General features: G+C 70.4%; 21 protein-coding genes, 1 tRNA gene and 1 pseudogene. 11 read left to right on the plus strand and 12 right to left on the minus strand.

What is annotated here, in order from left to right; genetic code table 11:
- Positions 1–67: 67 nt before the first annotated feature.
- Together ACFO0B_RS29310 and ACFO0B_RS29315 are read left to right on the plus strand one after the other, a co-directional pair.
- Entirely contained in the window at positions 68–253 is a 186-nt protein-coding gene (locus tag ACFO0B_RS29310; protein ID WP_067654953.1) for a hypothetical protein, read from the plus strand.
- Between the two features lie 60 nt (positions 254–313).
- The gene (locus tag ACFO0B_RS29315; RefSeq protein WP_378616546.1) at positions 314–937 is read left to right on the plus strand and encodes a TetR/AcrR family transcriptional regulator; all 624 of its coding nucleotides are present in this window, start codon (positions 314–316) and stop codon (positions 935–937) included.
- Between the two features lie 1,284 nt (positions 938–2,221).
- Here ACFO0B_RS29315 and ACFO0B_RS29320 read toward each other — a convergent pair.
- A pseudogene (locus tag ACFO0B_RS29320) lies at positions 2,222–2,872 on the minus strand (Eco57I restriction-modification methylase domain-containing protein); the annotation flags it as partial.
- Between the two features lie 133 nt (positions 2,873–3,005).
- Here ACFO0B_RS29320 and ACFO0B_RS29325 point away from each other — a divergent pair.
- Positions 3,006–3,695 carry a nitroreductase gene (locus ACFO0B_RS29325; protein ID WP_378616548.1) on the plus strand — a complete coding sequence of 230 codons (690 nt, stop codon included), beginning with the start codon at positions 3,006–3,008 and terminating at the stop codon, positions 3,693–3,695.
- A 58-nt stretch (positions 3,696–3,753) separates the two neighbouring features.
- Here ACFO0B_RS29325 and ACFO0B_RS29330 read toward each other — a convergent pair whose 3' ends face one another.
- The 7 genes from ACFO0B_RS29330 to aceE form a co-directional block, all read right to left on the minus strand.
- On the minus strand, positions 3,754–4,182 hold the full coding sequence (locus ACFO0B_RS29330; protein WP_378616550.1) for a winged helix-turn-helix transcriptional regulator: 429 nt from the start codon (positions 4,180–4,182) through the stop codon (positions 3,754–3,756).
- 28 nt (positions 4,183–4,210) lie between these two features.
- Positions 4,211–5,647, minus strand: coding sequence for an acyl-CoA carboxylase subunit beta (locus ACFO0B_RS29335; protein WP_378616552.1), 1,437 nt, complete (start codon positions 5,645–5,647; stop codon positions 4,211–4,213).
- A gap of 145 nt (positions 5,648–5,792) precedes the next feature.
- Positions 5,793–7,043 carry a KasA/KasB family beta-ketoacyl-ACP synthase gene (locus ACFO0B_RS29340; protein WP_378616554.1) on the minus strand — a complete coding sequence of 417 codons (1,251 nt, stop codon included), beginning with the start codon at positions 7,041–7,043 and terminating at the stop codon, positions 5,793–5,795.
- Positions 7,044–7,053: 10 nt separating this feature from the next.
- Entirely contained in the window at positions 7,054–7,356 is a 303-nt protein-coding gene (gene acpM, locus ACFO0B_RS29345; protein ID WP_378616556.1) for a meromycolate extension acyl carrier protein AcpM, read from the minus strand.
- 124 nt (positions 7,357–7,480) lie between these two features.
- Positions 7,481–8,395 (minus strand): ACP S-malonyltransferase, encoded by a 915-nt coding sequence (locus ACFO0B_RS29350; RefSeq protein ID WP_378616558.1) that lies wholly within the window; start codon positions 8,393–8,395, stop codon positions 7,481–7,483.
- 128 nt (positions 8,396–8,523) lie between these two features.
- Positions 8,524–9,825 carry a PucR family transcriptional regulator gene (locus ACFO0B_RS29355; RefSeq protein ID WP_378617283.1) on the minus strand — a complete coding sequence of 434 codons (1,302 nt, stop codon included), beginning with the start codon at positions 9,823–9,825 and terminating at the stop codon, positions 8,524–8,526.
- A 71-nt stretch (positions 9,826–9,896) separates the two neighbouring features.
- The gene (gene aceE / locus ACFO0B_RS29360; RefSeq protein WP_378616559.1) at positions 9,897–12,755 is read right to left on the minus strand and encodes a pyruvate dehydrogenase (acetyl-transferring), homodimeric type; all 2,859 of its coding nucleotides are present in this window, start codon (positions 12,753–12,755) and stop codon (positions 9,897–9,899) included.
- 252 nt (positions 12,756–13,007) lie between these two features.
- On the opposite strand from aceE, the gene ACFO0B_RS29365 reads away from it, so the two are divergent.
- The 7 genes from ACFO0B_RS29365 (at position 13,008) to ACFO0B_RS29395 (ending at position 15,914) form a co-directional block, all read left to right on the plus strand.
- Positions 13,008–13,520, plus strand: coding sequence for a hypothetical protein (locus ACFO0B_RS29365; RefSeq protein WP_378616561.1), 513 nt, complete (start codon positions 13,008–13,010; stop codon positions 13,518–13,520).
- Between the two features lie 118 nt (positions 13,521–13,638).
- Positions 13,639–14,061: a DUF3052 domain-containing protein gene (locus ACFO0B_RS29370; RefSeq protein WP_378616563.1), complete on the plus strand. Its 423-nt coding sequence runs from the start codon at positions 13,639–13,641 to the stop codon at positions 14,059–14,061.
- A 71-nt stretch (positions 14,062–14,132) separates the two neighbouring features.
- Entirely contained in the window at positions 14,133–14,597 is a 465-nt protein-coding gene (locus ACFO0B_RS29375) for a peroxiredoxin (protein WP_378616565.1), read from the plus strand.
- A 34-nt stretch (positions 14,598–14,631) separates the two neighbouring features.
- Positions 14,632–14,703, plus strand: a tRNA-Val gene (locus ACFO0B_RS29380).
- Between the two features lie 114 nt (positions 14,704–14,817).
- Positions 14,818–15,036, plus strand: coding sequence for a DUF6879 family protein (locus ACFO0B_RS29385; RefSeq protein ID WP_378616567.1), 219 nt, complete (start codon positions 14,818–14,820; stop codon positions 15,034–15,036).
- 49 nt (positions 15,037–15,085) lie between these two features.
- Positions 15,086–15,394 (plus strand): hypothetical protein, encoded by a 309-nt coding sequence (locus ACFO0B_RS29390; protein WP_378616569.1) that lies wholly within the window; start codon positions 15,086–15,088, stop codon positions 15,392–15,394.
- A 4-nt stretch (positions 15,395–15,398) separates the two neighbouring features.
- Positions 15,399–15,914, plus strand: coding sequence for a type II toxin-antitoxin system RelE family toxin (locus tag ACFO0B_RS29395; RefSeq protein WP_378616571.1), 516 nt, complete (start codon positions 15,399–15,401; stop codon positions 15,912–15,914).
- Positions 15,915–15,918: 4 nt separating this feature from the next.
- Here ACFO0B_RS29395 and ACFO0B_RS29400 read toward each other — a convergent pair whose 3' ends face one another.
- Positions 15,919–16,350 (minus strand): MarR family winged helix-turn-helix transcriptional regulator, encoded by a 432-nt coding sequence (locus ACFO0B_RS29400; RefSeq protein ID WP_378616573.1) that lies wholly within the window; start codon positions 16,348–16,350, stop codon positions 15,919–15,921.
- An 82-nt stretch (positions 16,351–16,432) separates the two neighbouring features.
- Here ACFO0B_RS29400 and ACFO0B_RS29405 point away from each other — a divergent pair, with 82 nt between their 5' ends.
- Positions 16,433–16,939 carry a YbhB/YbcL family Raf kinase inhibitor-like protein gene (locus tag ACFO0B_RS29405; protein WP_378616575.1) on the plus strand — a complete coding sequence of 169 codons (507 nt, stop codon included), beginning with the start codon at positions 16,433–16,435 and terminating at the stop codon, positions 16,937–16,939.
- Here the strand turns inward: ACFO0B_RS29405 and ACFO0B_RS29410 are convergent.
- The 3 genes from ACFO0B_RS29410 to ACFO0B_RS29420 form a co-directional block, all read right to left on the minus strand.
- Positions 16,908–17,396 (minus strand): hypothetical protein, encoded by a 489-nt coding sequence (locus tag ACFO0B_RS29410; protein WP_378616577.1) that lies wholly within the window; start codon positions 17,394–17,396, stop codon positions 16,908–16,910. The genes ACFO0B_RS29405 and ACFO0B_RS29410 overlap by 32 nt on opposite strands.
- 92 nt (positions 17,397–17,488) lie before the next feature.
- Positions 17,489–18,019, minus strand: coding sequence for a DUF3145 domain-containing protein (locus ACFO0B_RS29415; protein ID WP_378616579.1), 531 nt, complete (start codon positions 18,017–18,019; stop codon positions 17,489–17,491).
- Between the two features lie 96 nt (positions 18,020–18,115).
- Positions 18,116–18,949, minus strand: a complete 834-nt coding sequence (locus ACFO0B_RS29420) for a serine hydrolase domain-containing protein (RefSeq protein ID WP_378616581.1) — start codon at positions 18,947–18,949, stop codon at positions 18,116–18,118.
- Positions 18,950–18,953: the final 4 nt, after the last annotated feature.

An 18,953-nucleotide genomic window follows, 5' to 3' on the forward strand; every position in this document is an offset into this window, starting at 1 on the left:
GCGCCCCGCCACGGCGCTGGATCTTCCGGCTTACCGCGGGCGTTGCGTGTGGGCAGGAGGTATCACGGTGGCGTACGAGCGTTCGGGTATGCACCGTCCGGGGGGGCGGATCAGTGTGGCCGACATCGCGGCCCAGCCGGGGGGAATCGAGGCGCTGCAGCGCAGGGTCCACGAGTTACGGTGCCGCGGGGTGGATTTCGCGGCGAATGCGATCGAGCGGGAGATGGCGGATTTCGACCTGCCCCGTGGCTGACCGGCGATCCGCGCGGGTGAAATAATCTCGTCGGATCACTGCACGTCGACGGGAGATGTGATGTCCGCGGTTCCACCGATGCTCCAGCGCATCCTGGAGAAGCCCGTGGCCGACGGCGAGCGGTTGCTGGAGAGCGCCTTCTCGGCCTTTCTCGACTTCGGCATCAAGCGCACCAGCATGGGCGAGATCGCGCGCCGGGCCGGGATCAGCCCGGCCACGCTCTACCGCCGCTTCGAGTCCAAGAACGATCTGGTGGAGGCGGTCACGGTGCGCGAGGCGCAGCGCTTCGTCGCCGAGATCGACGGCCGGGTGCGCACCGTCAGCGGCTCCCACGACCAGCTGGTGGAGATCTTCGTCGCCTTCATCACAGCGATCGCGGGCAACCAGCTGCTGCGCAGGCTGCTGCGTACCGAGCCGGAGCTGATCCTGCCCAAGCTCACCACCGACGCGGGGCCCGTGCTCGCCATCGGCCGCACCTACCTGGCGGAGAAGCTGCGCGAGCTAGGCGAGCCCGGCACCGCCGAGCAGCTCGACCCCGACCTGATCGCCGAGATCATGGCCCGGCTCGCGCTCTCCCTCGCGCTCACCCCGGACGGGCTCATCCCGATCGACGACGCCGAGGCGGGCCGGGATTTCGCCAGGCGCACCCTGCTGCCCATGATCGGGGTTCGCGCCCGGCCCTGAGCCGGGGCGCAGCCCGAAGGCGGCGTGCACCCGCTCGTCCAGCAGCGCGGCCGCGGTGGCGTCGAAGGGGCGGCCGGCCTGTAGTTCGTCCGAGAGCGCGATGACCGCGCGCGCGGTGGCGGTGGCCGGGTCCGGGAGCGGCATCCGGGAGACGTACTGGGTGATCCACCTGCGGCGGCCGGAGTAGAGCCGGTTCCCGCAGACCGCGTCGTACCAGCGCAGCCCCAGGGTGGAGTTGGCGACGCCCATGAGCAGCGCGGCCAGCTCTTCGGCCGGCTCGCCGAGGTCGGCCAGCGAGAGCCAGTAGCAGTCGCCGTTCACCACCGCGCCGGAGCGGTCCAGCGCGAAGCGCGGGATCGCGCTGATGTCGGGGAACACCACCTTCGGCGCGCGCCACAGGTGCGGGCGCTGCGGCACCCAGATCTCGAACCAGGCTCGTCCGCCCGCCGCCACGTAGTGCCTGGCGGTCAACGTCTCCCGGTGCGATGCCAGGTACGCCGCGGCGGCAGGGTATCGCGCGAGGTCGACCGGGGTGCGCCGGGCCGCGGCGGCGTCGTACGGGTACAGCACCCGGACATCGCGCCCGCGCTCGATCCGCCACGGCGCCAGATCGTCGTGCGTCAGCAGCGGCCGCAGCAGCTCCGGCTCCGGGCTCGGCCGCATCGCCTCCCACCGATCCGAGATGAACACCGAATCCGCCGTCGTCTTGATCCCCACCCGAATCCGCCCCAACTCCCCGGCCCGCCGCCAGGTCGCCCCATCGATCGCACCCAACCAGGCATCCAGCTCCGGATGCGAGAGCCGCCACGGCCCCGCACTCCCTCGCCCGGAGGCCGCGCCGCCCCTCAGCGCACCCCGCGCAGCCGACGGAACTCCCGCGTCCGCGACGCCCCGCGCCGGCTCACGCCCTCCGGCCACAGCCGCCGCTCCCGACCCGGAACCACCCCCGCCCACAATCCCGGCAGCCGATCCAGGACCTCCGCCCGCTACCCCCGAGGCCGATCCCGACACCGCGCCCGAGGCCACCGGACCAGCCGCGGGAACCCCGGCGGCGGACTCCACCTCCCCGGTGACGAGCACCCCCACCTCCACCGCGAACTCCCGCTCCCCGAGCACGATCCGCCGCCCCCGCGGCGCGAGCACCGCCTCGAACAGCTCGACCGGCTCCGCGCCGGGAACAGCACCACCCACCTGGTACACCGAGACGTACCGGCACGGCCGGCCCACCTCCCCCTTGACGGCGATCGTCACCGCGGGCAGAACCGCCGCCGCGAACAGCTTCGTATCCCCGAGGTCGTACAGCTCGACCGGCGCCAACTCCCCGCGCAGCAACTCCCGCACATTCGCCCCGGCCCGCGTGGTCAGGTACCGATTCGCGCAGAGCAACCCGAGCACCCCGCCGGGCGCGAGCAACCGCGCCGCCGACGCGACGAAGGGATGCGTCAGATCGATCCGCCCGCGCAGCCCGTACCTGGCCCGCAACTCCGTCGCGGCGACCCCGCCGAGCTGCTGCGTCCGCACATACGGCGGATTGGTGATGACCGCGTGGAACTCCCCCGCGGGCAGCGCGTCCGCCGCGGCGAGGAAATCCCCGGCCAGCCAGCGCACCGCGACCCCCGCCGCCGTCGCCCGGCTCCGCGCCACCCGCAACCCCGCCGCGTGCAGATCGTGCCCGACCAGCTCCAGCCGCGTCCCCGGCCGCACCCGCGCCACCTCCCCGGCCACCGCGAGCAGCAGCTCCCCGTCCCCGCAGGCCGGGTCGAGCACCCGCAGCACCGGCCCGTCCGGCGCGTGCGCCAGCAACCGCCGCGCCAGGAATCCGGCGAGCGCGGGCGGGGTGTAGTGCCGCCCGTGCCGCTTCCGGTCCCGGTCGGCACGGTCCGCGCTCGGTCCGGCCCGGGACGGGCCGCCGCGAGCAGCGGGGGGATCGACCATGCGCCGATTGTGCCGCAGAGTGTGGCGTACGCCACCGAACCCGGCGCACCGGGTCCACCTCCGGACACTTCTCGACAGCGAATCCCGCTGCTACTGTTCGGTCCCGAAAAGAGACCAATATCGAGGGAGCCCGATGACAGCGATCGAGACCGACCAGTACACCGCGCTGCGCCGCCTGCTGGACGAACGCTGGACCTGTCGTCAGTTCCGCCCCGAGCCGGTGCCGCGGGAGACCCTCGAGCAGCTGCTGCTCGCCGCGCAGCGCACCCCGTCCTGGTGCAATACCCAGCCCTGGCGGGTCGAGGTCACCGACGGCGCGGGCACCGAGCGCTTCCGTACCGCGCTCGGCGAGCACCTGACCGCCCCCGACGGCGGCCCCGACTTCCCCTTCCCGCCCGGCTACGCCGGCGTCTACCAGCAGCGGCGCCGCGAGTGCGGCAGCCAGCTGTACGCCAGCGTCGGGATCGAGCGCGGCGACAGGGCGGCCGCCTTCCGGCAGACCATGCGCAACTTCGACTTCTTCGACGCCCCGCACGTCGCGATCGTCAGCACCCCCGCCGAGCTCGGCGTCTACGCCGCCGTCGACTGCGGCCTCTACCTGAACAGCTTCCTGCTCGCCGCGCAGAGCCTCGGCCTCGGCGCCGCGCCGCAGGCCGCGCTGGCCACCTACGCCCCCTTCGTCCGCCGCCACTTCGGCATCCCCGACGACCACCGCGTGGTCGCAGGCATCTCCTTCGGCTACCCCGACCCCGAGCACCCGGTCAACAACTTCCGCACCACCCGCGCCGACCTGACCGACACCGTCCACTTCCACAGCGCCTGACAGCGACCGGCCGGGCACCCGAGCCACCCGTCGCCGCGCGCGCCACAGCCTCCCGGACTCAGCCCGGGCTCACCGGCTCGGGCACCACATCCCGCGCCGTCATCTCCGCCCCGCAGTGATCGCACCCCAGCCGCACATGCGCCTCGCCGGAACAATCCCGGTGCGTGTACCGCACCGGCGGCCCCTCCGGCGCCATGTGCGCGTCACCCCAGTCCCGGATGGCGAGCAGCACCGGGTAGATGTCGTGCCCCTTCGGCGTGAGCCGGTACTCCCCCGACTCCGCCTTGACCAGGATTCCGTGCTCGATCAGCCGATCCAGCCGATCGAGCAACCTGCTCCGCGAGATCCCGAGCGCGCTCTGGAACCCGTTGAACCGCCGGATCCCGGTGAAGCAGCACTTGAGGATGAGCAGCGTCCAGCGGTCCCCGAACACGACGAGCGGCCGGGTGATCGAGCACGACACGTCGGCGAGATCCTGGTAGCGCATCCGGCGATGCTACCGCCGGAACCGCCTGCTAGAGCGGGATGTTCTTGTGATGGCTCGGCACCGCGGGCACCGACGCCAGCGCGGCGGCCAGCGTGCTCCGGGTGCGGGCCGGGTCGATGACCTCGTCCACCACCCCGATGGCGACCGCCCGCTCGACCCCGCCCGCGATCTGCTCGTGCTCGGCGGTGAGCCGCTCGTGCAGCGCCTCGCGCTCCGCCCCCTCCGGAGCGGCGGCGAGCGCCTTCTTGTGCAGGATGCCGACGGCGGCCTTGGCCCCCATGACCGCGACCTCGGAGCCGGGCCAGGCGTAGACCGCGGTGGCGCCGAGCGCGCGGGCGTTCATGGCGATGTAGGCGCCGCCGTAGATCTTGCGGGTCACCAGCGTCACGCGCGGCACCCGCGCCTCGGCGAAGGCGTGCAGCAGCTTGGCGCCGCGGCGGACGACGCCGTCCCACTCCTGGCTCACGCCGGGCAGGTAGCCGGGGACGTCGGTGAGCACGACCAGCGGAATCCCGAAGGCGTCGCAGAGCCGAACGAAGCGGGCCGCCTTCTCGGCGCTCTCCGAGTTCAGGCAGCCGCCGAGCCGCAGCGGGTTGTTCGCGAGCACGCCGACGGTGCGCCCGCCGAGCCGGCCGAGCCCGGTGACCATGCTGCGCGCGTAGCCGCCCTGCAGCTCCTCGAAGGTGGATTCGCCGTCGACGTTGTCGAGCAGCTCGTGCACCACCGGCTTGACGTCGTAGGCCCGGCGGGGCGACTCCGGCAGCAGCGCCTTGAGGTCGACGTCGCCGCGCGCCGCCGCGGCCAGGTCGAACTCGCCCTGCTCGGCGAACATGGAGACCAGGCGGCGGGCCCGGTGCAGGGCGTCGGCCTCGTCGTTCGCGACGATGTGGGTGACCCCGGACTTCTTGCCGTGCGTCTCCGGGCCGCCGAGCGTGGCCATGTCGACCTGCTCGCCGGTGACGCTGCGCACCACGTCCGGGCCGGTGACGAAGACCCGCCCCTCGGGCGCCATGATCACGATGTCGGTGAGCGCGGGCCCGTAGGCGGCGCCGCCCGCCGCGAAGCCGAGCACGACGGAGAGCTGCGGGATCCGCCCGGACGCCCGGACCATGGCCTCGAAGACCAGCCCGACCGCGTGCAGCGCCTCGACGCCCTCGGCCAGCCGCGCGCCGCCGGAGTGCCAGAGCCCGACCACGGGCGCGCCGGAATCCAGCGCGGTGTCGATGGCGGAGACGATGTGCTTGCAGCCGTCCACGCCCATGGCGCCGCCCATCACGGTGGCGTCCGAGCAGTAGGCGACGGTGCGCACCCCGTCCACCTCACCGATCGCGGCGAGCACGCCGGAGCGGTCGCGCGGGTGCAGCGGCAGGAGCGTGCCCGCGTCGAAGAACCGCTCCAGCCGGCCGAGCGGGTCGCGCGGATCGGTGGCGGTGTCCGGTCGGAACGCGGGGGCCATGATCGTCATCGCGCTCACCTCCTGTTCGAGGGCAGGGTCGGCCGACGGCAGCGCTCGATGGCGCCGCGCCCGGCGAGAAGGGTTCTCTGAGGACCGAAGGGGGCCCGGCGAATCGCCAGGCCCCCGTCGTATTCCGTTGTGCGGTCGGTGTTGCTCAGGCCCGACCGAAGGCGAGCGCCACGTTGTGCCCGCCGAAACCGAAGGAGTTGTTGACCGCGTACTCGATTTCCTGGCGCCGGGCTTCACCGTGCACCACGTCGAGATCGATCTCCGGATCCTGGTTCTCCAGGTTCAGCGTCGGCGGGACGATGCCGTCCCGGATGCTGAGCACGGTGAGCACCGACTCCAGTGCGCCCACCGCACCGATCGAGTGCCCGAGGGCCGACTTCGGCGCGTACACCGAAGCGTGGTTACCCAGCGACTTGCCGATCGCCCTCGCCTCGGCGGTGTCGCCGATCGGGGTGGCGGTCGCGTGCGCGTTGATGTGGGTGATGTCGCTCTTCTGCAGACCGGCGGTCTGCAGCGCGCGGGTGATGGCGCGCGCGGCGCCACTGCCCTCCGGGTCCGGGGCGACCAGGTGGAAGCCGTCGGAGGTGATTCCCGCGCCGAGCAGCCTGGCGTGGATGGTGGCGCCGCGGGCCTTGGCGTGCTCCTCGGTCTCGATGACCATGAGGGCGCCCGCCTCGCCGAACACGAAGCCGTCCCGATCCTTGTCGAAGGGGCGCGAGGCGCCCCTCGGATCGTCGTTGCGGGTGCTCATCGCGCGCATCATGGAGAACGCCGCGATCGGCACCGCGTCGATGAAGCCTTCGACACCGCCGGTGACGACGATGTCGGCATCGCCCATGACGATCATTCGCCATGCGTTGGCGATGGCCTCGGAGCCGGACGAGCACGCCGAGACCGGAGTGACCACTCCCGCCCGCGCCTTCAATTCGAGGCCGACGACCGCGGAGGGGCCGTTCGGCATGACCATCTGCACGGCCAGCGGGGATACCTTGCGGTAGCCGCCGTTCTTCAGCTTGTCGACCGAGTCGATGAGGGCGTCGCCGCCGCCGAGGCCGGTGCCGATCGCGACGCCGAGGCGTTCGGGATCGACCTCCGGGCTGCCGGCATTGCGCCAGACCTCACGACCGAGCACGGTCGAGAGCTGCTCCACGTAGGACATGCGCCGGGCCTCGACCCTGGTCAACAGGGTCTCCGGCTGCACCTTCAGGTGGCCGCCGATGCGGACCGGCAGGTCGTATTCCTCGATGAAGTCATCCTCGAGAACGTCGATGCCGCTCTCGCCGTTGAGGAGTCCCTTCCACGTCGCATCGACGTCACCGGCGATCGACGTGGTCGCCGCCAGGCTCGTGACGACGACGTTGGGAAAGTTCCCGTTCTTGGTGGAAGGAGTGGTCACTGGTTCAGCCCTACTCGGCGTTGTCGAACTTGGCCTTGAGCTCGGCGGCCGTATCGGAGTTCTCGGCCTCGAGCTTCTGGATGTAATTGACGGCGTCGCCGACCGTCTTCAGGCTGGCGAGATCCTCGTCCGGGATCTTGACGCCGTACTTGTCCTCGGTCTGCACAGCGATCTCGACCATGGACAGCGAGTCGATGTCCAGGTCATCGACGAAGGACTTCTCGACGGTCACCTCGGACGGCTCGATGCCGGTCACTTCCTCGATGATCTTGCCGAGTTCCTCGACGATTTGTTCCTGGGTCAGAGCGGCCACTTTGGTGGCTCCCTTCTTGTTTCTGCTGAGTAGGGCTCTACTGGGTTTTCGATCCGAACCGGACTTTGGTTACCGTCCGGCCGGGTCACGGTCGCGTGTCGATTGCCGCGCGACCGTGGGAAAGCTAGCCGGAGCTCGTGAGCGCGGCCAACGCGGGGAGGTCTTCGGGGGTTTTCAGCGCCAGCGTCGGCGTCCCCTTCAGCTCCCGCTTCGCGATGCCGACGAGGGTGCCTGCCGGTGGCAGCTCCGCCACCGCCGAGACCCCGGCCCGCCTGCTGGTCTCGGTGCACAGATCCCACCGCACAGGGCGGGTGACCTGCGCCGCGAGCTTGTCGATCGCGTCCTGCCCGGAAGCCACCGGCTTGCCGTCGAAATTGGAGAGCAGGGTGCGCACCGGCTCGCCGGGTGTGATCTTCGCGACCGCCGCGGTCACGGCGTCCTGAGCGGGCGCCATGTACGCGGTGTGGAACGCACCCGCCACCGGAAGGGCGCGGATGCGCGCCTTCTCGGGCGGGTTGGCGGCGAGTTCCGCGAGGGCCTCCACCGCGCCGGCGGCCACGATCTGCCCGGCCGCGTTGCGATTGGCCGGAACCAGGTCGAGCTCCGCGAGCCGGGCGAGCACGGCGGCTTCGTCGCCGCCGAGCACCGCGGACATCCCGGTCGGCTCCAGCGCGCACGCCTTCGCCATCTCCCCGCCGCGGATCGCGGCCAGGGTGACCGCCTCGTCCGGCGTGATGACGCCGGCCACGGCGGCGGCCGCGAGCTCGCCGACCGAGTGCCCGGCCACGATGGTATCCGCGGGCAGCGAATCCGGGTCGATCTCCGCGAACGCGAGCAGCGCCGCGGCGACCACGAGCGGCTGGGTCACCGCGGTGTCGGTGATCTCCTCCGCGGTGGCGGTGGTGCCGAGGCGGACCAGATCCAGCCCCGACGCCTTGCTCCAGAGCGCGAGGCGATCGGCAGCGCCGGGCACCTCGAGCCAGGGCACGAGCATGCCGGGTGTCTGGGATCCCTGTCCGGGTGCGAGCAACGCGATCACGTCTCTAAGAAAACACTGTGAGGGACCTACTACGAGATGTCGGCACCGATGAAGGTTTCCGACTCGTTTTGTGGGGGTTCCACAAACGCCCTCGTGAAGCGGCCCGATCGACCGAACCGGGTTGGCCGTTACAGTCCGTCAGGACCCGCCGGGGAAGGAGTGTCTTCTGATGATGTTGATGACGATTCGTTACGAGTTCGTGTCAAACGACCCACTGTTGCAGCAATCCTGAGCACGTAGGCATCGCGCGAATTCATCGGATCCCGGCCGGTGACTTCCGCGATGCGCTTCAGGCGATAGCGCACAGTATTTGGATGGATGTACAGCTGGCGGGCGCAAGTCTCGACCGCGCCCCCGCAATCGAGGTAGGCATCCAGGGTGTCCGCCAGGGCCGAGCCGGCCGCTGCCAACGGAAGCACAACGTAGTCGACCATCGCCTCGACCGCAGCACGGTCCCCCAACAAGGCGCGTTCCGGTAACAACTCCGCGGCGTGCACCGGCCGCGGCGCGGCGCGCCAGCCGACCACCGCCTCCATCCCGGCCAGCGCCTCCACCGCGCTGGCGTGCGCGGCGCCGAGCGTGCGGGTGGTCGGCCCGATCACCACCGGGCCGTCGGAGAAGACCTCGGCGAGCAGGTCGCCGAGGAAGGCCGATTCGTGCCCCGGCTCGCCGAGCGGCCCGCTGACCACCATCACCAGCCGGGTGCCCTGCACCACCGCGAGCGCGGCCCTGTCGTGCCGCGCCGCGATGGTGTGCACCCCGCCGACCGCCGAGACGCCCTGCTCGCGCGGCGGGATGCCGACGAGCACGGTGGCGGGCGCGGTGGCGTCCCAGTTGAGCGTGGCGGCCCTGGAGAGCATGTCGGGGCCGGTGTCGCCGCGCACGACGGCATCCACCACCAGCGCCTCCAGCCTGGTGTCCCACGCGCCCCTCGACTCCGCCGCGCTGGCGTACACCGAGGCGGCCGCGAAGCCGAGCTCGCGCCCGTACCGCAGCACCGCCTCGGTGAGCGCGACCAGCTGCCGGTCGTTGCGGGCGAGCGCGGGCAGCCACTGCTCGAAGAACTCCATGGCCACCCGGACCATGTCCACGGTCTGGCGCAGCGTCAGCCGCCGCGCCAGGTCCTGTGGGAACACCTGGAAGGCGTCCAGGCTGAACCGGATGTCGCTCTCCGGGTCCTGCAACCACTCCAGGAAGTTCACCACCGCGGTCTGCACCAGCATCTGCACGCCCGCGCGCTGCGCGGCGTCCAGATCGGCGAAGAACGGCAGCCGATCCTGCATGGACCCCACCGCCTCGGTGGAGAGCCGGCCGGAGAACTGCTTGACCCGCCTGAGCAGCGTGTCCGGCAGCGGGTCCCGGTTCTGCCGGTTCGGCGAGAGCGCGCCGGTCGGCAGGTAGACCTCGTGCTCCGACGAGGTGTCCGAGATCCGCCTCGGCCGCGGTGGTTTACGTTCCACGATCCCTTCCGTTTTCGGCGCCGGTCTGTGGTCCCTCGCCGCTACTCGTCGTCGACGTCGGCCTCCGGCGCGGCGGTGACGTCGTCGATGCGGTACTTCGCGGCCGCCTCGGCGGCCTTGCCCGCGTCGATCTTCCCGGCCCTCGCCAGCCCGGCCAGCACCGCGACCGTGATCGACTCGGCATCCACATTGAACACCCGGCGCGCGGCCGGGCGGGTGTCGGAGAAGCCGAAACCATCGGTGCCCAGCGTGATGTAGTCACCGGGTACCCACTGGCGGATCTGATCCTGCACCGCCCGCAGCCAATCCGACGCCGCCACGATCGGGCCTTCGGCCTCGGCCAGCGCCTCGGTGATGTACGGAACGCCCTGGTCCTCGCCCGGGTGCCGCAGCGCCGCGATCTCCTTCGCCAGCCCGTCCCGGCGCAGCTCGCCCCAGGACGTCACCGACCAGACATCGGCCCGCACGTTCCACTCCTTCGCGAGCAGCTCCTGCGCGCGCAGCCCCGCGGGCACGGTGACGCCGGAGACCAGGATCTGCGCGGGCAGCTCGCCCTCGGTGCCCGCCCGGTAGCGGTAGATGCCCTTGAGCAGCCCCGCCACGTCCACGTTCTCCGGCTCGGGCGGCTGCGGGTACGGCTCGTTGTAGAGGGTGATGTAGTAGAAGATGTTCTCCCCGCCGAAGCCGTCGACGCCCGGCGTGCCGCCGTACATCCGGCGCAGCCCGTCCCGCACGATGTGCGCGATCTCGAAGGCGTAGGCCGGGTCGTAGGAGACGACGGCGGGGTTGGTCGAGGCGAGCAGCAGCGAGTGGCCGTCGTTGTGCTGCAGCCCCTCGCCGGTCAGCGTGGTGCGCCCGGCGGTGGCGCCGAGCACGAAGCCGCGGGCCAGCTGGTCGGCGGCGGCCCAGAGCCCGTCGCCGGTGCGCTGGAAGCCGAACATCGAGTAGAAGATGTAGAGCGGGATCATCGGCTCGCCGTGCGTGGCGTAGGAGGTGCCCGCCGCGGTGAACGAGGCCGTCGAGCCGGCCTCGTTGATCCCCTCGTGCAGGATCTGCCCGACGCTGCTCTCCTTGTAGGCCAGCATGAGCTCGGCGTCGACCGAGGTGTAGAGCTGCCCGTTGCGGTTGTAGATCTTCAGCGAAGGGAACCACGAGTCCATGCCGAAGGTGCGCGCCTCGTCCGGGATGATCGGCACGATCCGCTTGCCGATCTCCTTGTCCCGCAGCAGCTCCTTCAGCAGCCGGACCAGCGCCATGGTGGTGGCCACGTTCTGCTTGCCCGAGCCCTTGCGGATCGACTTGTACGCCTCGTCGCCGGGCAGCTTCAGCGGCTGCACCGCGGTGCGCCGCTCCGGCAGGAACCCGCCGAGCGCCTTGCGCCTGCCCAGCATGTACTGGACCTCGCGGGAGTCCATGCCCGGGTGGTAGTACGGCGGCAGGTACGGATCCTTCTCCAGCTCGGCGTCGCTGATCGGGATGCGCTGCAGATCGCGGAACTCCTTGAGGTCCTGCAGCGTCAGCTTCTTCATCTGGTGCGTCGCGTTGCGGCCCTCGAAGTGCTTGCCGAGGGTGTAGCCCTTGATCGTCTTGGCCAGGATCACCGTCGGCTGGCCCTTGTGCGCCATCGCCGCCGCGTACGCCGCGTAGACCTTGCGGTAGTCGTGGCCGCCGCGCTTGAGATTCCAGATCTCCGGGTCGGAGAGATCCTGCACCAGCGCCTTGGTGCGCGGGTCGCGGCCGAAGAAGTGGTCGCGCACGTAGGCGCCGTCGTTCGCCTTGTAGGTCTGGTAGTCGCCGTCCGGCGTGGTGTTCATCAGGTTCACCAGCGCGCCGTCGCGGTCGGCGCCGAGCAGCGCGTCCCACTCCCGGCCCCAGATCACCTTGATGACGTTCCAGCCCGCGCCGCGGAAGAACGACTCCAGTTCCTGGATGATCTTGCCGTTGCCGCGGACCGGGCCGTCGAGGCGCTGCAGGTTGCAGTTCACCACGAAGGTCAGGTTGTCCAGCCCCTCCAGCGCCGCGACGTGCGCGAGGCCGCGCGACTCCGGCTCGTCCATCTCGCCGTCGCCGAGGAACGCCCAGACGTGCTGGTCCGAGGTGTCCTTGATGCCGCGGTCGTGCAGGTAGTGGTTGAACCGCGCCTGGTAGATGGCGTTCATCGGGCCGAGCCCCATGGAGACCGTCGGGAACTCCCAGAAGGTGTCGAGCAGCCGCGGGTGCGGGTAGGACGGCAGGCCGTGGCCGGGGCCGCCGTGGCTGTACTCCTGCCGGAAGCCGTCCAGCTTGTCCGTGGAGAGCCTGCCCTCCAGGAACGCGCGGGCGTAGATGCCGGGCGAGGCGTGGCCCTGGATGAAGATCGAGTCGCCGCCGCCCGGGTGGTCCTTGCCGCGGAAGAAGTGGTTGAAGCCCACCTCGTAGAGCGCCGCCGACGAGGCGTAGGTGGAGATGTGCCCGCCGACGCCGATGCCTGGCCGCTGCGCGCGATGCACCATGATCGCGGCGTTCCACCGGATCCAGGCCCGGAAGCGGCGCTCCACCTCCTCGTCGCCGGGGAACCACGGTTCGTTCTCGGTGGGGATGGTGTTCACGTAGTCGGTGGAGGTGAGTGCCGGGATCGCGACGCGGCGCTCCCCGGCCCGCTCCAGCAGCCGGAGCATGAGGTAGCGCGCGCGGCCGGGGCCCTCCCGGTCCAGCATCTGGTCGAAGGACTCCAGCCATTCGCTGGTCTCCTCCGGGTCGATGTCGGGTAGGTAGGAGGCCACGCCTTCGCGAATCACCCGCACCCGGCCGGACTGCGGAACGGACCCGGTGGGGTCGGTTCCCGCGGCGCCGGCCGGTTCCCCGGTGCGGTCGTCTCCGGCGGGTCGCGCCGGTGCGGAAGAGTGGATCAGGTCGGTCAAATCGGCTCCTCGTACAGGGGTGGACATGCTGATGGCGTCTGGTTCCCCGGGCGAGCACGCTGGTCGGCGCCCCGCCCGATACGAAAGGTTCGGGCGCACGAACCATCCTTGCCGATGGTGCGTCCCAGGTCATCATTCCAGCCGGGAATCCAGTACGTTCGAGAGGGAACGACGGTGTTGCCGCCGGAGTGCTCGACAGCGGGGAGGACGATGATGCGGAACCCACGCGGGTTCGGACTGATGTGCGCGGCCGTGGCCGTCTCGACCGGGCTGCTCGCCGCGGGCTGCGCCAACCGGGTCGACGGCACAGCGGCGGCGAACGAGGTCGACGTCTCCGCCTACAAGACCGAGGCCGCCGCCTCCTCGGCCGCCGCGACCTCGTCGCGCAAGGCCGCCGCCGAGGCCAAGGCCATCGCCGACAACTGCGGCCAGTTCCCCGGCATCACCGGGGTCGGCGTGTCGAAGTACAACGAGTTCGTCGACGCGCACGATTCGAACGCCCCCGACTACGTCCCGAAGCGGGACGGCGCCGCCAGCACCCTCGAGGACGCCGCGAACAAGGTCGAGACCGGGGTCAACCAGGCCGCTGGCGCGTTGCCCGGCGATCTCGCCGGCAAGCTCACCGAGTACGTGAACGCCGCGCGGGCCCTCGCCGGGGCGACGCGGGCGATGACCTACACCGCCCCGGTCGGCGGGCTGAACGGCGCCAGCAAACGGGTCAACGATGCCCGCAACACGGTCAGGGACAGCTGCCCCGCGCGGTGATATAGGCAGTCACCGCGTACGACATTCCGATGGCTTTTCGGCCGATCGGCTTGCGCTGCGAGCAAGAACCATGTTCGCTTGCAGCTACCTGTAGTCGGAAGTTGAGGAGGACACCACCGTGGTTGCCGCGGCGGACGCGCAGAACTTCGCAGAGAAGCTTGGCATCACCCACGGCTTGGTTGTCCAGGAGCTGGGCTGGGACGAGGACGCCGACGACGATCTCCGCGCCGACATCGAAGAGGTGAGCGGCAGCGAGATGGTCGACGAGAACTCGGACGAGGTGGTCGACGCCGTGCTGCTCTGGTGGCGCGACGGCGACGGTGACCTCGCCGACGAGCTGATGGACGTCATCAGCCCGCTCTCCGACGACGGCTTCATCTGGGTGCTCACCCCCAAGACCGGCCAGCCCGGCCACGTCGATCCCAGCGAGATCGCCGAGGCCGCGCCCACCGCAGGCCTCACCCAGACCTCCGTGATCAGCCTCGGCGCCTGGGTCGGCAGCCGGCTGGTGCAGCCCAAGGCGCCCTCCAAACAGCGCTGACCCCTTTCGTTGAGGTGTTGCCCGCGGGCAGGCGCGTCTCGCGCCGACCGGAGGAGAGGAAGGATTCGCGCATGCCGCTGGAGGTGGGCTCGCCCGCGCCGGACTTCACGCTGAAGGACCAGAACAACCAGAGCGTCTCGCTCGCCGACTACCGCGGCCGCAAGAACGTGCTGATCGTGTTCTACCCGCTGGCCTTCACCGGCATCTGCCAGGGCGAGCTGTGCAAGGTCAGGGACGAGCTGCCCAAGTTCCAGAACGACGACGCCGAGATCCTCGCCATCTCCGTCGGCCCGCCGCCCACCCACAAGATCTGGGCCGCCGAACAGGGCTACACCTTCCCCCTGCTCTCCGACTTCTGGCCGCACGGCGCCGTGGCTCAGGCGTACGGGGTCTTCAACGAGAAGTCCGGGATTCCGAACCGCGGCACGTTCGTGATCGACCGCGCCGGGATCGTCCGGTTCGCCGAGATGAACGGGCCCGGGGAGGCTCGTGACCAGGCGGCTTGGGAGAAAGCGCTCGCCGCGCTAGATTCATAGACCGCCGCGCCGGATTCGTTTCCGGCCGGTCCAGGGGCGTATAGCTCAGCGGTAGAGCACTGGTTTTACACACCAGCGGTCGGGGGTTCGATCCCCTCTGCGCCCACACGATATCGGCTGGTATGCGGGGCCTTCTCCAGACGCTGGACTCGCCCCATACCTCCCACGTGGTCTGACGTGGGGCTCATCTTGCCGGAGTGACGCGCTCGGCCGGTCTGCGGTGGGCGGAAATCTAGATGAGGTCGGGGAGGTGGTGCGGTGGCTGTCGCGTCATCTCGCTGACCCGGCCGAAGTGCCGGGCGATGACTCCTGGTTGTTCGATCACAAGGTTGTGGCGTTCACGACGTTTGTCCAGACGGGAGAGTTCACGGACCTGTCCATCACCATCGATCCCGGAAGCGTCGGCCTGTGCGTGCGCGCACGGGCGACGTTGCTGTAGTCAGCGGCAACACTGTGAAAAGGTAGCCAGATTTCTGTACAGTCGCGGCATGTCCATGCTGCACAACTCCCGCGAGCTGAGCGTCTCCGACGCCGCACGGCGAGGTGTCGCCGGATTGGTCGCGGATGCCGAAGGCGGTGCCGACCTAGTGGTCACCCGGCATCACCGGCCGGTTGCCGCCGTGGTCGGAATGGATCGGCTCGCCGAGCTGGATCGGGCGGAATCCGATCTGCGTGACCTCGCGCTGGTGCTCGCACGGGCCGCTACCGATTGCGGCAATCGCACGTCGCTCGATGACGTGCTCGACGCCTTCGGGCACACGAGGCAGTCGCTCGCCGAACTCGAGGACACCGAGTAGACCGGTGGTCGAGGTCCTCTTCACCGACGCGGCGATCGATGATCTCCGAAAGCTCGGCCCCGATGCCGTGCCCAAAGTTCTCAAAAAGATTCTCTTACTGCTGGATTCGCCGCAGGCCGGATATCCGCTCGGTGGTGAACTGACGGGGTTTCGCAAGCTTGTGGTCGGCCGCAACACCTGGCGGGTCGTGTACCGGGTCGTCGACCAGCAGACCATCGAGGTCTGCGAGGTCTGGGCGATCGGAGCGCACGCCGACTCCGAGGTCTACGCGGAGGCGACTGCCCGCATCGTCGCGGCCGCCGGTCGGTTGCCGGAGTTCAGCAGACTCGGGTCGGTGGTCGAGCGGCTCGGGCGGAACATGGAATCCTTCGGCGGTGCGCCGGAACCGCCGCGCGAACCGGTCCCCGACTGGCTCGCTCGCCGGTTGATCCACACGGTCGGCATGGCTCCCACGGAGGTCGCGGCGCTCGATCTCGAACAGGCCGTTGATCGCTGGGCCGAGTACACCTCGCGACCGTAGAAAGTCATCTGTCGTCGGCGATGAGCTTCCCGAGGACGGCGGGGAAGCGCTTGAGTACCGCGCGCTCCTGAGCGGTCAGCTGCACCTGCGCGGCTTGCGCGATCCAATCCGCACGACTCGCCTGCTCGTCGTCCAAGCGAGCGCTTCCTGCCGCCGAGAGCGTGACAACGACTCGCCTCCGGTCGACGGGATCGGGGCCTACCTCGACCAACCCCTGGTCTGTCAGCAACTTCACGCTTCGGGCCATGGTCTGGTGGCGGACGCGCTCCCGCTCGGCCAGCGCGACGATCGCGAGTGGCCCATCCCTGCGTAGGTGGCCGAGGACCGCTGCCTGACCTGCGGGCATGGTGTCGGCGCCGCGGACCCGGCGCACGAATCTTCCGATCGCGAGGCGGAGGTGCTCAGCGTCGGTGGGGGAGTAGTCGGCTTCGTCCACTGGACAAACTATACAGCTTCGCTGTACGTTCCCGATGTACAGCAAAGCTGTATGAATCGACCGATCCGAGGAGGATCCGACAGTGAGCTACGACCCCTACGCACTCGCCATCCCCGCCGCCGAATTCACCCTCAGCAGCGCGGATTTCGAGAACGGCGGACCGCTTCCGGGGGCCTGCTACAACACCGGGAACGGGGCCGGTCGGTCGCCCGCGCTGACGTGGCAGAACCTCCCCGGGGGAACCCGCAGCCTGGTCATCACCGCGTTCGATGCCGATGCGCCGATTCCGGGCGGGCTCTGGCACTGGGTGGTCAAGGACGTGCCCGCCGGGGCGGGGAGCATCGACGCGGGCGCCGAGCTGCCGACCAGCGCCATTGCGCTGACCAACGATCTGGGAGAGGCGGCCTACTCGGGGGTGCAGCCGCCGCCCGGCACCGGCATCCATCGGCTGTTCGTCTGCGCGACGGCGCTTTCGGTGGATCGACTGGAGGTTCCGGAGGGCGCGAGCCTCGCGCTGCTGAATGTGCTGATGATTCCGCACACGGTCGGGCGGGCGGTCATCGTCGGCACGAGCGACGCCGACGCATGATCACCAGCGGAAGCGGGCGGGGTGCACCTGGTCCGCGGTGGGGAAGGCGAAGGCGCGGGCCGGGGTGAGGGCGTAGCCGCGGTAGGGCGGGCCGCCGGAGGGGGGCGCCTGCGACGGTGGTGGGCCAGTCGTAGACCTCGCGGAACACGGTCGAGGCGTCAGCGAGACCGGTGGCGGTGACGATGCGTGCGGCGTGGCCCTCGACGACCAGGCGCAGGGTCGACAGGTCGATCCCGAGCGAGGCGCTGCCGTCGGCATCCAGATGCGCCGTTGTGGCAGCACCCGCGTTGGAGGCGAAGACGAACACGCTGCCGGTCCATGCGGCGAAGACCGGGCGAGGGTGGACATGATCGACGGCCCGGACGCCGAGCCAGGTGATACCGGAGCCGGCGCGCACGAGCAGTCGGCGCTCTCGTCGAGCTTCCGCGGATTGCCGACCTTGCGGGGTCGCGGTCATGATGGCGAATGTCGCCGGTGTGCGTGTGGCCGATCAGCAGGGTGCCGCTCTCGCGCAGCCCGCGCCGGATGGTGGAGTCGGTCCGGCCGGGGTCAACCGACATCGCGGCGCAGCCAGGTGACCTCGGCTCCACCCTCGTACCCGCCCCGGAACGCCTCGAGTTCCTCGTCCCACGCCGTGCCGAGCGCGCGCTCGATCTCGGCGGAGAGGTCGTAGTACCGCCCGATCTCGCGGGCGGCGTCGAGCATCGAGCGCAGCCGCATCTCGCCGACCTGCACGTCGCCGTTGGCGCTGGTGCTGCCGTGCCACAGCCCGAGGCCGGGCACGAAGCTGTAGCGCTCGCCGTCGACGCCGTCGCTCGGATCCTCGGTCACCTCGAAGCGCAGCACCGGCCAGTCGCGCAGCGAGCGGGCGATCCGGGCGGCGGTGCCGACCGGGCCGACCCAGTCACTGGTGGCGCGGAGCTGGCCCGCGGCGGCGGGCTGACCGGTCCAGGTGAGCTTGGCGGGGGCGCCGAGCGCCGAGGTCAGAGCCCACTCGACGTGCGGGCACAGCGCGGCAGGCGAGGAGTGGATGTACACCACTCCCGCCGTCGCATCAGAGAATTGACTCGATGCGCGCACCATTGACACCTCCAGCTTCGACGAGGGACGTCTTCCCCAACGGCCCGACGGAGCTGGCGTTGCCCGAGTGTACTGGAGTGCTCGGAGTTACAAGTGTTACTCGGCCCCCGTGTCGACCCCGAGTGACTTCTCGGCGATCACCGCGTCGCTGAACGCGGGCCACGCCCCCCGTGCCCAGTCCCCGAAATTCTCGTCGCTCAGCGCGACGCACGCCACCCGGATTTCCGGGTCCACCCACAGAAAGGTGCCCGACTGGCCGAAATGGCCGTACGAGCGGCCGGAATTGGTGCTCCCGGTCCAGTGCGGGGACTTCCCGTCGCGGATCTCGAAACCGAGTCCCCAGTCGTTCGGGCGCTGCCTGCCGTAGCCGGGGAGGATGCCGTCGAGCCCGGGGAACTGCACGGACACCGCGGCCGCATGGGTCTCCGTGGAGATCAGCGCGGGCTCCAGCAACTCGGCGGCGAACCGGGTCAGGTCGGCCACCGAGGAGCAGGCGCCGTGCCCGGCCGGGCCGTCCAGCGACGAGTGAAACATACCGAGCGGTTCGAATACGGCCTCGCGCAGGTACTCCGGGAAGGCGATCCCGCTCTCCGCCTCGAGCAGCTCGGCCAGCAGCTCGAAGCCGGCGCTGGAGTAGATCCGCTTGGCGCCCGGCTCGGCGACCACCTCGCGGCTGTCGAAGGCGACGCCGGAGGCGTGCGCGAGCAGGTGCCGGACGGTGGCGCCGGGCGGCCCCGCCGGCTGGTCGAGCTCGATCGCCCCCTCCTCGACGGCGACCAGAACCGCATACGCCACCAGGGTTTTCGTCACCGAGGCGAGCGGGAAGACGTGATCCGCGTCACCGGTGGTCGCCACCGCGCCGTCGGCGGTGACGACACCGGCCGCCGCGTTCCCGACCGGCCAGTTCCGTAGTTCCTCGAAAGCGCGCACGCCG

Origin of the sequence: Nocardia jiangsuensis, from assembly GCF_042650385.1 — a bacterium.
Taxonomy (GTDB): domain Bacteria; phylum Actinomycetota; class Actinomycetes; order Mycobacteriales; family Mycobacteriaceae; genus Nocardia; species Nocardia jiangsuensis.

Coding starts and splice junctions, on each gene's coding strand:
- ACFO0B_RS29390 (WP_378616569.1), top strand. CDS start 15,086: ATGTCCATGCTGCACAACTCCCGCGAGCTGAGCGTCTCCGACGCCGCA.
- ACFO0B_RS29410 (WP_378616577.1), bottom strand. CDS start 17,396: ATGACCGCGACCCCGCAAGGTCGGCAATCCGCGGAAGCTCGACGAGAG.
- ACFO0B_RS29330 (WP_378616550.1), bottom strand. CDS start 4,182: ATGCGCTACCAGGATCTCGCCGACGTGTCGTGCTCGATCACCCGGCCG.
- ACFO0B_RS29325 (WP_378616548.1), top strand. CDS start 3,006: ATGACAGCGATCGAGACCGACCAGTACACCGCGCTGCGCCGCCTGCTG.
- ACFO0B_RS29335 (WP_378616552.1), bottom strand. CDS start 5,647: ATGACGATCATGGCCCCCGCGTTCCGACCGGACACCGCCACCGATCCG.
- ACFO0B_RS29315 (WP_378616546.1), top strand. CDS start 314: ATGTCCGCGGTTCCACCGATGCTCCAGCGCATCCTGGAGAAGCCCGTG.
- ACFO0B_RS29375 (WP_378616565.1), top strand. CDS start 14,133: ATGCCGCTGGAGGTGGGCTCGCCCGCGCCGGACTTCACGCTGAAGGAC.